This is a genomic window from Streptomyces sp. NPDC087270 (assembly GCF_044744625.1).
Lineage (GTDB): Bacteria > Actinomycetota > Actinomycetes > Streptomycetales > Streptomycetaceae > Actinacidiphila.
This window is the reverse complement of sequence record NZ_JBIUYR010000002.1, coordinates 100,892-114,256: the sequence shown is the minus strand read 5'-3', so window position 1 is coordinate 114,256 and position 13,365 is coordinate 100,892. Positions and strand designations below refer to the sequence as shown.

Here is a 13,365-nt window from a genome sequence, read left to right as displayed (position 1 = left end):
GGAGCCGGTTACCTGTTTGTCACGCGCTGCGGGAACCTTTGCGACACGGGCACACGTACGATAATCGGCCACGCGATTGACGCCTTCTCTCGCGGCTGCGACTCTGAAAGGGGGCGTATGCGACACTTCGGACATCTTGCGTCAGACCTCAGGGGTGAGCTCTTCCACCGGGAACCTCAGGAGTTCACCTCCGGCTCACCCGCGCGCGTCCTCGCGACCGCCCTCGGTGCCACGCTCTACAGCCCGGCCACCCGGCCGCGCCTCGCCGACGACGTGCTCAAGCAGGCCGCCCGCGGCGTGGTCTCCATGGTGCTGTGCCTGGAGGACTCCATCGACGACCGCGACGTCGAGGCGGGCGAGGCGAACCTGGTCCGGCAGTTCGCGGATCTGGCCGCCCGGCCCGGCGCCGAGCAGGCGCTCCCGCTGCTGTTCATCCGGGTCCGCACCCCGGCCCAGATCACCGATCTGGTGCACCGGCTCGGCGACACCGTACGGCTGCTGTCCGGATTCGTGCTGCCCAAGTTCACCGAGGAGAGCGGCGTCCCCTTCCTCGAAGCGGTCGGCAACGCGGAAAGCGCCTCGGGGCATCGGCTGTTCGCGATGCCGGTGCTGGAGTCCCCGGAGCTGCTGCACCTGGAGAGCCGGGTGGAGACGCTCTACGGGATATCCCGCACCGTCGACAAGTACCGCGACCGGGTGCTCGCCCTGCGCCTTGGCGTCACCGACTTCTGCTCCTCCTACGGCCTGCGCCGGGCGCCCGCGATGACCGCGTACGACGTGCAGATCGTCGCCTCCGTCATCGCCGACGTGGTCAACGTGCTCGGCCGCGCGGACGGCAGCGGCTTCGTCGTCACCGGCCCGGTGTGGGAGTACTTCCGGCACCACGAGCGGATGTTCAAGCCCCAGCTGCGCCGCAGCCCGTTCACCCCCGAGGCCGAGGACCTGCGCGAGGCCCTCATCGAGCAGGACATGGACGGCCTGCTGCGCGAGATCGAGCTGGACCGGGCCAACGGCCTGCAGGGCAAGACCTGCATCCACCCCAGCCATGTGCCGGTCGTCAACGCGCTGAGCGTCGTCACCCACGAGGAGTTCTGCGACGCCGCCGACATCCTGCACCAGGACCGCAGCGGCGGCGGGGTGCTCCGCTCCGCCTACACCAACAAGATGAACGAGGTGAAGCCGCACCGCGCCTGGGCCGAACGCACCCTGCGCCGCGCCGAGGTCTTCGGTGTCGCCCGCGAGGACGTCGGCTTCGTGGAACTGCTCGCCGCGAGCCTGCCCTCCTCCTGACCGGTGCCCACCCATCCGTACGTAAGGACACCCGCCTGATGCCAACGAACGCGCCCTGGACCGGGCAGTGGGTCGCCGACCGCCTCGGCGTCACCCTGCACGGCGACGGCCTCGCCGACCTGGTCGGCCTGGCGCTGCGGCGCAACCCCAAGCGGGCCCATCTGCTCGTCTCCCAGGTGCTCGGCAAGCACGTCCCGCAGGACCCCGGCACGGTCTACGGGTGCGCCTTCGCGCTCGGCCTGCGGGTACGGGACCTGCTGGGCGCGGCCGACGCGCGGAACGCGGTCGTGCTCGGATACGCCGAGACCGCCACCGGGCTCGGCCACGCGGTCGCCGACGGCATCGGCTTCGCGCCTTACCTGCACTCCACCCGCCGCGCGGTGCCCGGCGTCACCCCGCACGGCGGTTTCGAGGAGGAGCACAGCCACGCCACCTCTCACCTGCTGCTGCCGGAGGAGCCCGGGCTGCTGACCCGGCCCGGCCCGCTCGTGCTGGTCGACGACGAGTTCTCCACCGGCCGCACCATCCGCAACACCATCGCGGCCCTGCACGCCCTCCACCCGCGCGAGCACTACGTCGTCGTGGCGCTCACCGACATGCGCGCGCCCGCCGACCGCGACGCGCTGGACGCCTTCGCCGCCGAACTGCCCGCGCGCATCGACGTGATCGCCCTGGCCACGGGGACGGTCGGCCTCCCGGACGGGGTGCTCGGCAGGGGCCAGGCGCTGGTGGCCGCGCACCACGCGGCGGACGAGGCGTCCGTCGCCGTCCCCCCGGCGGCCGGCGGCCCCGCCTCCGCCGGGCGCGTACGCCGGGTGGAGCTGGAGTGGCCCGAGGAGGTGCCCGACGGGGGTCGGCACGGCTTCCTGCCCGGGCACGCCATGCGGCTGGCGGAGGCGCTGCCCGCGATGGGCGGCCGGCTCGCCGACGCCCTGCCGCCGTCCGCCGGCCGCGTCCTCGTCCTCGGCAACGAGGAGCTGATGTACGCGCCCCTGCGGCTGGCCAAGGCGCTCCAGGGCACCCTGGAGGCCCGGGCGCGCGCCTCGGCGCCCGGGAGCGCCCCGGCCGCCGTCCGGTACTCCACCACCACCCGCTCCCCGGTACTGGCCGTCGACGACCCCGGGTACGCCATACGGCACCGGATCGCGTTCCCCGCACACGACGACCCGACCGACGAGGGCAGCACGGACCGGTTCGCGTACAACGTGCGCGGGTTCGACGCGGTGGTGTGCGTGGTGGACTCGACCGGGGACACCGCCGCCCTGCACGCGCCCGGCGGGCTGCTGGACCGGCTGGCCGCCGCCACCGACTCGGTACTGCTCGCGGTGGTGCCGTCCTACCGACCGAACGGAAGCACGCACGCGATGAGCCCGACGAACAGCCCGAGCGGTGCGACCGCGCGGGCCCCGCAGACCCCCGAGGCCCCGGCCGAGTCCCGCGGTCCGGCCGGGTCGTCCGGCCTGGCCGAGCCGCTGCGGGGGCCGGAGTTCTCCTCCTACGCGCCCGACGAGGTGGGCTGGCTGCTCAAGGACCTCTCCGACGTCGAGTTGGAGGCGCCCACCGAGGAGCGCGAGGAGGCCATCCAGAGCGGCGGCGCGCACTACGCCGAGTCGCTGCCGGTGGAGTACCAACCCACCCCGGAGTACCAGGAGTTGTTCCGCTCGGCGCTGGACGGCTCGGCGCGGCGGATCGCCCGTGCGGTCGGCACCGTCACCGAACTGGTGCTGGCCGAGCGCGGACCGGACGCCGTCCTGGTATCGCTCGCCCGCGCCGGCACCCCCGTCGGCGTGCTGATGCGCCGCTGGGCCGAGCACGCGCACGGGCTGCGGCTGCCGCACTACGCGGTCTCCATCGTCCGTGGCCGCGGCATCGACGCCAACGCGCTGCGCTGGCTGGCCGCCCACCACGACCCGGCCGACGTGGTGTTCGTCGACGGCTGGACCGGGAAGGGCGCGATCACCCGCGAACTGGCCGCGGCCGTGGCCGAGTTCGCCGAAGCGCAGGCGTCGGAGCAGGGCTCGGGCGGGGCTTCGGGTTCCGGTTCGGGTTCGGCTTCGGGTTCGGGGAAGCCGGGATTCGACCCGGAGATCGCGGTCCTCGCCGACCCGGGCGGCTGCGTACGCACCTACGGCACCCGCGACGACTTCCTGATCCCCTCCGCGTGCCTCAACTCCACCGTCTCCGGGCTGATCTCCCGCACCGTGCTGCGCGAGGGGCTGATCGGACCGCACGACTTCCACGGCGCGAAGTTCTACCGCGACCTGCTCGGCGCCGACGTCTCCGGGTACTTCCTCGACACCGTCGCCGCCGGCTTCGACTCGGTCGCCGACCCGGTCGCCGCCGACGTCAAGTCGCTGCGCGGGCAGGACCGTTCGCCGACCTGGGCGGGCTGGGCCGCGGTGGAGCGGATCAGCGAGGAGTACGGCATCGGGGACGTCAACCTGGTCAAGCCCGGCGTCGGCGAGACCACCCGGGTGCTGCTGCGCCGGGTGCCGTGGAAGATCCTCGCCAAGCGCGGGGTGGGCGCCGACCTGGACCACGTCAGGCTGCTCGCCGCGCAACGCGGCGTACCCGTCGAGGAGGTGGACGACCTGCCGTACTCCTGCGTCGGCCTGATCCACCCGCGCTTCACGCGCGGCGCGACCGGTGTGGACGGCAAGGCGGTGGCCGCGAAGTGAGCCGCGCACCGATGCCCACGCACCACCGGACCGTGGTCGCCAGCGACCTCGACCGCACCCTGGTCTACTCCGCCGCCGCGCTGGGCCTGACCATGCCGGACGAGCAGGCCCCGCGGCTGCTGTGCGTCGAGGTCCACGAGGCCAGGCCGCTGTCCTACCTCACCGAGGCCGCCGGGCGGCTGCTGGTCGAACTCGCCGACACCGCGCGGTTCGTGCCCGCCACCACCCGCACCCGCAAGCAGTACCGCCGGATCAAGTTGCCCGGGCGGGTGCCGCGTTACGCGATCTGCGCGAACGGCGGGCACCTGCTGGTCGACGGGCGCACCGACCACGACTGGCACGACGAGATGCGGCGCAGGCTCGCCGACGGCTGCGCGCCGCTGGCCGAGGTGCGGGCGCACCTGGCCGCCACCGCGGACCCGGAGTGGCTGCGCAAGGAGCGGATCGCCGAGGAGCTGTTCGCCTACCTCGTGGTCGACCGGGAGCGGCTGCCCGTCGGCTGGGTCAAGGAACTCGCCGGGTGGGCCGACACCCGCGGCTGGACCGTCTCGCTCCAGGGACGCAAGATCTACGCCGTGCCCAAGCCGCTCAGCAAGTCCGCGGCCCTCGCGGAGGTGGTCCGGCGCACCGGTGCGCACGAGGTGCTCGCCGCCGGAGACTCGCTCCTGGACGCCGACCTCCTGCTGGCCGCGGACGCCGGCTGGACCCCCGCGCACGGCGAGCTCGCCGACACCGGGTGGACGGCTCCCCACGTCACCGCGCTCGCGTCCGCCGGAGTGGCCGCGGGCGAGGAGATCCTCCACCGCGTCCTCGCCCGGCTCGAAGACCGTCCCGGCGTACGGCTCGACGGCTGACCGGCGCCCGCTGCCGGCCGCGCGTCACAGCCCGGGGCGCCGTGGCGGGAGCGGGCCCGGAACCGCCGGGACGCGGGAGTTCGCGAGGATGACCGCCAGGCAGCCGACCGCGAGCACCGCCAGCGCGAGGAGCAGCACGGGATAGCCCACGACGGACGACGCGGCGGCGAGCACGGTCGGCAGCAGGAAGCCGGCGTACGCCGCCGCGTAGTACACGCCGGTGAGCCCGGCGAGGTCGTCGGGGCGGGCTATGCGCTGGATCTCCACCAGTCCTGAGACGATCGCGATCCCGTAGCCCGCGCCCAGCACCAGCGCGCCGACCGGCGCCAGCCACGGCGAGCGGGTGTGGGCGTCCAGCCCGCACACGGCCATGCCCAGCGCCATCAGCACCATGGCGGCCGACATCGCCGGCACGCTCGACCGGGCGCCGAGCCGTTTCGCGAGGGGCTGGACGACGGCTCCCATGCCCAGGGTGAGCACGGTCAGCGCGGTGGCGTAGGCCAGGCCCCAGTTGCCGACCCGGGCGTCGACGAGCTGGGGTGTCACGGCGTACGCGATGCCCGCGGACCCGAACACCCAGGGCGCCATGGGGAGGACGATCCGCCGGAAGCGGCGGTGACTGGCGGCCGGGACCCTCAGATCGGCCAGGAACTCGCGGGCCCGCAGCCCTGCGACGCGTAGCCCTCGCCGTCCTCTGGTCGGCAGCCCTCCGGCCGCTTCCGGCCGGACCGCCGGCCGCTTCCGGGTCTCGGGTGCCCCGAGCATGACCGCCAACAGGGCACCGCCGACCGCCACATGGACCAGGTAGGGCAGCGCGGTGGGCCACGGACCCCACTGGGCGAGCGCGCCGGCCACGCCCGGACCGATCCCGAAGCCCGCGGTGAGCGCCAGCGAGCTGCGCCGGGCGCCCGCGCCCGGGTCCGCGCCGGGGTCGAAGGGGGCCTGCGACAGCTCCTTCACCCAGCTCGACCCCACGGCCATCGCGATCCCGACGGCGGCGCCGGTCAGCAGCCGCCCCGCGACGAGCGGGCCGAGCCCGAGCGACCCGGCCGCGAGGACGGCACTGGCCAGCAGCGAGAGCGCCGTGCCGGCGATCATCAGCGGCCGCCGCCCCCAGCGGTCGGAGAGCGGACCGCCGATCAGCAGGCCGGGGATGAGACCGACCACGTACGCGCCGAGCAGCGCGTCGACGGTCACCGTCGAGTAGCCGTCCGTACGCCGGTACATCAGCAGCAGCGGGGTGAACTGGTTGCCGCCCCACCCGCAGGCGACCAGCCCGGCGGCGGCCTGCCGCCAGCCGTGCGGGCGGGCGGCGCGGGGCGTCGTCGCGCGCGTGGCCCCGGTGGTCGCGGTGGAGGCGCTGGAGGCGGTGGTCGCGGTCATCGGGCCGCTCGGCTCCGCGTGGTGGGCTCTGCGGCGCTCGGTGCCGTTCGTGCCGACGCTGTTCGTGCGGGTGCCGTTCGTGCGAGTGCTGTTCGTGCGGGCGCCGTCGGGCTCCGCCGTGCTGCCGCCGGTGTGCTGTGCGCGGTCCTTCGCATGGTCAGCGGTCGCCGCCGTCCAGCGCCCGGTGGGTGTCGTCGAGGTGGCGGCGCAGCGCCGCGGCGAAGGCGGTCTCGTCGCGCGCGGCGATGTGGCGCACCAGCGCCTCGTGTTCCCGCGCGAGCACGCTCAGCCGGTCCGGCCGGGGCCGCAGCGCGTGGACGGCCATCCGCCGCTGCCGGTCGCCGAGGGAGGCGTAGAACCGCTCGGCGAGGCTGTTGCCCGAGACGGCGACGATCGCGAGGTGGAACGCCTGGTCGAGGCGGGTGAAGGTGTCGACGTCCAGGTCCCGGGCGGGTGCCTCCTGCTCGCTCAGGCGGCGGCGCAGCAGGGTGACGGCCTCGGCGAGCCGGTCGTCGTCGCCCGCCAGCAGCCGCCGGACCGCCGCGCACTCCAGCGCCTCGCGCACCTCCAGCACGTTGGCGGCCTCGTGCGGTGGGACCGGCACCACGACCGCGCCCCGCTTGGGGATCAGCCGCAGCAGTTCCTCGCTCTCCAGGCGCAGGAAGGCGGCCCGGACCGGGGTGCGGCTCAGCCCGATCCGGTCGGCGACCTCGACCTCGCTGATCAGGCTGCCGCCGGGCAGGTCGCCGGCGAGAATCCGCTCCTTGGTGTCGGCGTAGGCCCGCTCGGCGGCCGAGACGGGCCGGTCCTGGCGGTGCGCGGAGTCGGGCGGTGGGGTATCCATACATGCACCCTAGCATGGATACATGTATGGGCCATGAGATCTCGGGGAGTCGGGCGGGCATCGCGGGAGCCGGTCGGGCGCCGCCGGAACGGGGTCGGGGTCAGGCACCCCGTTCCGCGCTGATGACGCGGGAGCAGTGGGCGCGGCCGGACTCGGCCCGTCGGGCGTTGGGCCGCTCGCTGTCGGCGATGAAGGCGATCGCCTCGTCCTGGGAGCGCCCGCCCCCTACGTGCCGGTGCAGCAGCCGGCGTTCGCGCAGCCGCCGGGGCGTGTCGACGTACCAGAGTTCGTCGAGGAGGTCGCGGACCTCCGACCAGCCGGCCCCGTCGTCGGCCAGGTAGTTCCCCTCGGTGACGACGAGCCGCGCGGTGGCGGGGACGACCAGGGCGGCGGCCACCGGCTCGTCGAGCCGCCGGTCGAACCCGGGCGCGTAGACCGGCCGTTCACGGATCGCCCGCAGCCGGCGCAGCAGGTGCACGTACCCGTCGACGTCGAACGTCTCGGGCGCGCCCTTGCGCCCGCGCAGCCCCAGCCGGTCCAACTGGGCGTTGGACAGGTGGAATCCGTCCATCGGCACGTACGCCGCCGTGTCCGCGCCGAGCCGGCCGTTGACGCCGCCGACCAGTCGCTGCGCGAGCGTCGACTTCCCGGCGGCCGGCGCGCCCGCCAACCCGAGCAGGGCTCGGCGGCCTGGGATGCTGGGTACCAAGGCGATCACGTCATCGACGAGCATCCGGACAGCCTAGGGCGACGGGCCCCGGGGTGGGCCCGAGCCAGACACCGTTCACGGGAGAAGACGTTGTACGAGACGAAGAACCCCCCGCTCACCCCGGAGTTGTACGCGTACGTCCTCGCGCACAACCCGCCGCTGAGCCCGGCCCAGCGCGCGCTGGTGGACACCACGCACCGTCGGTTCGCGGACTCCGCCGGGCTCCAGACGGCGCAGGAGCAGGGCCCGCTGCTGGAGTTCCTGGTCCGGCTCACCGGGGCCCGCCAGATCGTGGAGGTCGGCACGTTCACCGGCTTCTCGACGCTGTCGATGGCGGCGGCGCTGCCGGAGGGCGGCCGGGTCATCGCCTGCGACGTCTCCGAGGAGTGGACCTCGGTGGGGCGCGCGGCCTGGGCGGAGGCGGGCGTCGTGGACCGGATCGACCTGCGGATCGCCCCCGCGATCGAGACGCTGCGGGCGCTGCCGGACGGCCCGTGGATCGACCTGGTCTTCCTCGACGCCGACAAGGGCTCCTACGTCGACTACTGGGAGGAGCTGGTGCCGCGGATGAACCCCGGCGGCCTCCTCGTGGTCGACAACACCCTCTTCCACGGCGAGGTCACCGACCTGGGCAGGGGCGGCGGGGCCGCGGCGATCCGGGAGTTCAACGACCGGGTGCGGGCCGACGACCGGGTCGACGACGTGCTGCTGACGGTCGCGGACGGCACGACGCTGGCCCGCAAGCGGTGAGGTGGCGGGGGTAGCGGAGCGGGGTGGGGCGGGGCGGGCGGCGGATGGCGGATGGCGGCGGCCCGGCGCGCGGGCTTACGAGGCGGGCGTCTCGGGCATCGCGGGTGTCTCGGGCGTCTCGGGCGTCTCGGGCCTGAGCAGGGCCGCCAGCAGCGGGCGGTAGTGGGCGAAGGGCGGCACCTGCGCGGCCGGGTCCTTCGCCCGCTCGTCCCAGCGGCGCAGCGTCACCGCGTCGCGGGCGTACGGCTCGGCTTCGTACGCCCGCGCCTGCGCGACCGTCATCGGGCCGCCCTGCAGCGCCAGGGTCCGCACCGACTCGGCGGAGAGCTTGTCGTGGTAGCCGGGTTCGGCGCGGCACAGATACCGCTTGGCGGCCACGTGCAGCCGTACCGGCTCCGTGACGTCCGGGCCGAACCACGCGGCGAGCCGGTCCGCGCCCGTGTGGCTGTGCCGGTTGTCGGTGCCTTCCAGCCACTCCTCGCCGCTCACGGTGCCGTGGAAGTGGCCGATGTCGTGCAGCAGCGCCGCGGCCACCAGCGCGGGCCGGGCGCCGTCGGCCTCGGCGAGTGCCGCCGCTTGCAGCATGTGCTGGGCCTGGGTGACGTCCTCGCCGAGGTACTGGTCGGCGCCGGCGCCGAGGAAGAGCGCTTCCAGCGCGTCGAGGGGGGCGGTGTCCATGGCCGGAAGATGCCACACCTGGGCGGTCCTTCGGCGTCACCCGGGTTACCTGTGGATGAACGCCGACCCCGCCCACGGCTCCGGCTACCCTGAGGGCATGCCCCGTTACGAGTACCGCTGCAAGGCGTGCGGCTTCACCTTCGAGATGCGCCGCCCCATGTCCCAGTCCGACGCCCCCGCGCCCTGCCCCCGCGGCCACGCCGACACGGTCAAGCTTCTCTCCACCGTCTCCGTCGCCTCCTCGTCCTCCCCTTCCCCCGCAGGGCCCTCCGGGGGTTCCGGCGGAGGAGGCTGCTGCGGAGGCGGCTGCTGCGGCTGACCCCGTCCCCCCGGGGTCGCCCGGGGTGCCCGGGGGAGTGCCCGCACTTGCTCAGGGACGCGTGGGGGGGCCTCAAGGCACCCGGGGGCACTCCCACCCAGGCGAAGCTCTGGGCAGGAACGGCGCGACCGGCCCAGCCCGGCGGGTGGTCCCGGGACGGCGGCCTGACCCGAGTCGGGGGGTCCGTCAACGCCCCGCCGCGCGGTCCTCCCGAATATTGGACACCACCCGGTTCACCGTGTCGCGCACCGCCGCGGTCTCCGTGAGGAACGCCCAGTAATCGGGGTGCCGCCCCTCCAGCGCGCCCACGGCGCGGTCGAGCCGGGCCACCGCCTCGTCGAGCGGTCGCGCGTGCCGGGGCTCGGGCGTACTCCGCCCCTGCATCGCCAGCCGCTGCGCGTCACGAATCGCGAACCGCGTCTTCTCCACCTCGCCGGTCGGGTCCTTGCTGACCTCGTTGAGCCGGCGCAGCCGATCCCCTGCGGCGGCCACGGCGCCGTCCACGTCGTCCATCTGCGTACGTACGGTCGCCAGCCGTGAGGTGGCGTCGGCCCAGCGCTGCTCCGTACGAGCCACCCGGGCCTCGGCGAGTGCCTGCTCGGCGAGCCGGACCGCCTGCGCGGCCTGATCCGGCACCGCCTGCAGGTCCTGCCAGCAGGCGGCGGAGAAACGGCGCCGCAACTCGCTGAGCACGGGGGCCACCCCCTCCGCCCGGGTGCCGAGTGCCTGCACCCGGGTACGCAGCGACACCAGCCGCTTGTCGATCTCCTTCGCCTGCTCGGGCAGCCGCTCGGCCTCGGCCCTCACCGCCTCCGCGGTGCGCCGCATCTCGTCGGCCCGCCGGACCGTCTCCCGTACGCCGTGCTTGCTCGCGCCCTCGTTGAGCTTTGTGAGCTCCGGGCCGAGCGAGGCGAGCCGGGCCGCCAGCGCGTCGGCCTTCAGCCCCGCCGCGCGCACCGCGTCCAGCGCCTGGCTCGCCGCGAGCAGCGACTGCTTGGCCCGCTCCCGGGCCGGCGCCAGCTGGGCGAGCTGCGTCTCGGCCTTGCCCAGCAGCGGGGCGAGGCCGGCCTGGTACCGCTCCAGCTCGGTCTTCGCGTTGGTCAGGTCGTCCTTCGCCCGGGTCAGCTCGGTCACGGCCCGCGAGGCCGCCGCGTGGTCCAGGTCGTCCCGGTCGATGTCGTGGGCGTCGACGGTCGCGATGTAGGCGCCGCTGACCCGGTCGATCTTCTCGCCGAGTGCCCGGAAACCGTCCAGCGCCCGCCTGGCCTGCGGGGTGTCGTCCACCGCGGAGATCGTCTCTATCGAGATCTCCAGGTCCCGCTGGGCCGTGTCCAGGTCGTAGAACGCCTGGGCCGCGGCGTCCTTCGCCGCCTGGGCCTCCGCACGCAGGTCGTCGCCGCGCCGCCACCACGAACGTGCCGTCGTCACAGTGACACTCTCTCCCCGCGCTCGCTGCTCACTGTCGTCCGCCCCATCCTCCCACCCACCCGGCCCGAACACACGGCCCCCTTTCCCCGCGCCCGCGCTCCGGCCCCGCCGGCTCCAGACCGAGCCTCGCTGCCGGGCCCGCCCCGGCCCGCCGCCCGGCCCGCCGCGCTTGCCGAGCACGCCCCACCCCGGGGTAACCTGTGACGTCGCAAACCCCGGGGGCGTGTAGCTCAGTGGTAGAGCGCCGCCCTTACAAGGCGGATGTCGGCGGTTCGAAACCGTCCACGCCCACCCCGTGCACCACCCGGAATGTGACGAAGGGCCAGGTCAGGGCGTTGCCCCCGACGTGGCCCTTCGCTTTTCCCGGATTCTGCTGGAACCCGCTACCCCTCTTCTGGAACTTGCTTCTCCCTGGACGTCCCCCGGATGTCTCCCAAGTGATCATGGCCACTCCGCAGGTCGGCGCGCCCGTCTCGGGCACGACTCGGCCCCCGTCTCCCACGGAGACGAAGGCCGGTCCTCGGGTTGTGTGGCTGGTGGTGGGTGGCCCCGGCGCGGCAGGGGTCGGCGTGTGCGCCGGGGCCGGTGGTCGCCCGTTTGACGTCGGGCGGCCGTGCCGCGGGACCAACCGCGGCAGCTATCGGGGCGGGACGGTGATGACGGAGCGGGGCGGGGTGTGGTTGGTGCTGCTTGTCTGCCAGGTGTGGGGGCCGCGGTGTCGGGCGTACAGGGCGCAGCCGTCCATCCGGTCCGGGCTCGTTTCGGGGCAGTCGGCGAGGACTCGGAGGTGCGGGCTGCCGTCTCGTCGCCACACGGCCCACACGGCATGCGTCGGGTCGATCTCGGCGACGAGTCCGTAGTGGGTGCCGGTCTCGTGGGGGAGGCAGCACTGCACGGCCTTGTCGACGGCGCTGGAGTCTGCGGTCATCCGCACGGCGGCGGCGAGCGTGCTCAGCGGCAGCAGGAGCGTCGTCGAGCAGCACACGACCGGCGGGTGGGCGTGGTGGATTCCTGCGGGGGCGGTCGACATCGTCAGGACTCGGTCGGGTTGCCGGTGGGCGGGGTGGTGGGTTTGGGGTCGGTGGTGCAGCCGCCCTTACGGCAGCGGGCAACGCCACAGGACATGGTGATCACTCCTCGGTGGGTGGGGCGGCCGGTGCCGCCTCGATCTCGGTGCGCAGCGCGATCGTGAGGTCCAGTGAGGCGCCGGCGCGGTGGTACAGGGTGCTGACGAGCACGTGCAGGCGCCGCCTGCCCTCGCCACCGACCTGCCCTTCGAGGGCCTGGCGGATCTCGGCGAGCGTGACGTCGAGCGGACGCGCGGCCAATTCGCCGCACGCCGCTTCCAGTGACCGCACCCGCGGGATACGCAGCTCCCCATCGAGCAGACGTCCGACGGCGGACCGCCGAACCGTGGACTGCCGCATGCTGCGCCCCTTGCTGGCGTGGCCACACCCCGGACCGTGGCGGGGCGCGGGGCTTTCTGCTGCAAGGTTCCGTGACCGTGCGTCGCGATTCGATACCCGAGCGGTAATCTCACCGTGGGATACATTCCGATCCCGCCGTGAACCGTGCGGAGCCGAGGTGGCCACAGCAGCGAACACCCAGGTAGCAATGCCTGATTGGGCCTGGCAGCGCGCCGACGTGCGCGAGGCGCTGCGCGGCCGAGACATGGCCGCCATCTTCCGTGCGGTCCAGCAGCACACCGGCGCAAGTCAGGCCCGGATTGCGGCCGCCGTCGACATGACGCAGGGCCGGGTGAACGAGGTGATCAACGGCCGCCGGGAGATCTCGCGGCTCGACGTGTACGAGCGCGTCGCCGACGGCCTCGGCATGCCGGACGACGCCCGCCGGCTGCTCGGTCTCGCCCCCTCCCGCGAACAGCGCGCCAGCGGCGCCGCGTTCGACCTCGCAGCCTTCCCCGAGGTCGTCAGGGTCTACTCGGCCCAGGCCGCGGCCGCCGAGGAGATCCAGCGGCACGCCACCACCGCGGCGGAAATCGACGTCCTGGCGGTGCGTGGCCTCGGGCTCTTGGCTCTCAACGACAGCCTGCTTCGGCCCGGCCTCGCCCGCCGGGAGCCGCCACGGGTCCGGGTGCTGCTGCTCGATCCGGACGCGCCCGCGGTCGCCGGCAGGGCGGCCGAGATCGGTGAGTCTGCCGAGTCCCTGGCGGGGGGTATCCGTCTGGCCGAGGCTCGACTGCGCGAGCTGGCCACGGGTCGTCAACTCGCGGTCTACCGGTACCGCTCGCTACCCACATGGCGAATCATCCGGCTGGACACCACCATGTACGTCAGCGCGTTCACCGCGGGCTGGGAGGGGCATGAGTCTGCGGTGTACAAGGTGATGCACACGCCGTCGGGCCCGCTCTACGGCGGCTTCCGCAGGATGCTGGACGCGCTCGCCGCCGATGCCGAGCGGACCATCTAGGA

Annotated in this window: 13 protein-coding genes and 1 tRNA gene; 7 read left to right on the top strand and 7 right to left on the bottom strand. The window is 74.1% G+C overall.

Features of this window, described 5'->3' with window-relative positions; translation table 11 throughout:
- Positions 1-117: 117 nt before the first annotated feature.
- From ACIPAE_RS04035 to ACIPAE_RS04025, 3 genes are read left to right on the top strand one after another with little or no spacing between them, the layout of a single operon-like run.
- Positions 118-1,290 carry an HpcH/HpaI aldolase/citrate lyase family protein gene (locus ACIPAE_RS04035; RefSeq protein ID WP_402442771.1) on the top strand — a complete coding sequence of 391 codons (1,173 nt, stop codon included), beginning with the start codon at positions 118-120 and terminating at the stop codon, positions 1,288-1,290.
- Between the two features lie 38 nt (positions 1,291-1,328).
- On the top strand, positions 1,329-3,968 hold the full coding sequence (locus ACIPAE_RS04030) for a phosphoribosyltransferase (protein ID WP_402442769.1): 2,640 nt from the start codon (positions 1,329-1,331) through the stop codon (positions 3,966-3,968).
- Positions 3,969-3,979: 11 nt separating this feature from the next.
- Entirely contained in the window at positions 3,980-4,822 is an 843-nt protein-coding gene (locus tag ACIPAE_RS04025) for an HAD family hydrolase (RefSeq protein WP_329369760.1), read from the top strand.
- 24 nt (positions 4,823-4,846) lie between these two features.
- Here the strand turns inward: ACIPAE_RS04025 and ACIPAE_RS04020 are convergent, their stop codons facing one another.
- From ACIPAE_RS04020 to ACIPAE_RS04010, 3 genes are all read right to left on the bottom strand, one after another.
- Positions 4,847-6,205, bottom strand: a complete 1,359-nt coding sequence (locus tag ACIPAE_RS04020; protein WP_402442767.1) for an MFS transporter — start codon at positions 6,203-6,205, stop codon at positions 4,847-4,849.
- Between the two features lie 157 nt (positions 6,206-6,362).
- Positions 6,363-7,049, bottom strand: a complete 687-nt coding sequence (locus ACIPAE_RS04015) for a GntR family transcriptional regulator (protein ID WP_402442765.1) — start codon at positions 7,047-7,049, stop codon at positions 6,363-6,365.
- Between the two features lie 100 nt (positions 7,050-7,149).
- The gene (locus tag ACIPAE_RS04010) at positions 7,150-7,782 is read right to left on the bottom strand and encodes a nucleoside/nucleotide kinase family protein (protein ID WP_366412063.1); all 633 of its coding nucleotides are present in this window, start codon (positions 7,780-7,782) and stop codon (positions 7,150-7,152) included.
- Positions 7,783-7,848: 66 nt separating this feature from the next.
- On the opposite strand from ACIPAE_RS04010, the gene ACIPAE_RS04005 reads away from it, so the two are divergent.
- The gene (locus tag ACIPAE_RS04005) at positions 7,849-8,508 is read left to right on the top strand and encodes an O-methyltransferase (protein WP_402442763.1); all 660 of its coding nucleotides are present in this window, start codon (positions 7,849-7,851) and stop codon (positions 8,506-8,508) included.
- A 75-nt stretch (positions 8,509-8,583) separates the two neighbouring features.
- Here the strand turns inward: ACIPAE_RS04005 and ACIPAE_RS04000 are convergent, their stop codons facing one another.
- The gene (locus tag ACIPAE_RS04000) at positions 8,584-9,186 is read right to left on the bottom strand and encodes a phosphonate degradation HD-domain oxygenase (RefSeq protein WP_366412061.1); all 603 of its coding nucleotides are present in this window, start codon (positions 9,184-9,186) and stop codon (positions 8,584-8,586) included.
- A gap of 97 nt (positions 9,187-9,283) precedes the next feature.
- On the opposite strand from ACIPAE_RS04000, the gene ACIPAE_RS03995 reads away from it, so the two are divergent.
- The gene (locus ACIPAE_RS03995; protein ID WP_328463643.1) at positions 9,284-9,505 is read left to right on the top strand and encodes a zinc ribbon domain-containing protein; all 222 of its coding nucleotides are present in this window, start codon (positions 9,284-9,286) and stop codon (positions 9,503-9,505) included.
- A gap of 186 nt (positions 9,506-9,691) precedes the next feature.
- Here ACIPAE_RS03995 and ACIPAE_RS03990 read toward each other — a convergent pair whose 3' ends face one another.
- Positions 9,692-10,933, bottom strand: coding sequence for a hypothetical protein (locus tag ACIPAE_RS03990; protein WP_329369772.1), 1,242 nt, complete (start codon positions 10,931-10,933; stop codon positions 9,692-9,694).
- Positions 10,934-11,152: 219 nt separating this feature from the next.
- Here ACIPAE_RS03990 and ACIPAE_RS03985 point away from each other — a divergent pair.
- Positions 11,153-11,224: transfer RNA gene (locus tag ACIPAE_RS03985), tRNA-Val, on the top strand.
- Positions 11,225-11,570: 346 nt separating this feature from the next.
- On the opposite strand, the gene ACIPAE_RS03980 is transcribed toward ACIPAE_RS03985, so the two are convergent.
- Positions 11,571-11,963: a hypothetical protein gene (locus tag ACIPAE_RS03980; protein ID WP_402442761.1), complete on the bottom strand. Its 393-nt coding sequence runs from the start codon at positions 11,961-11,963 to the stop codon at positions 11,571-11,573.
- A gap of 100 nt (positions 11,964-12,063) precedes the next feature.
- A complete protein-coding gene (locus ACIPAE_RS03975) occupies positions 12,064-12,360 on the bottom strand; it encodes a hypothetical protein (RefSeq protein ID WP_402442759.1) in 297 nt (98 codons plus the stop codon).
- A 157-nt stretch (positions 12,361-12,517) separates the two neighbouring features.
- Here ACIPAE_RS03975 and ACIPAE_RS03970 point away from each other — a divergent pair, with 157 nt between their 5' ends.
- The gene (locus ACIPAE_RS03970) at positions 12,518-13,363 is read left to right on the top strand and encodes a helix-turn-helix domain-containing protein (RefSeq protein ID WP_402442757.1); all 846 of its coding nucleotides are present in this window, start codon (positions 12,518-12,520) and stop codon (positions 13,361-13,363) included.
- The last annotated feature ends 2 nt before the right edge of the window (positions 13,364-13,365 follow it).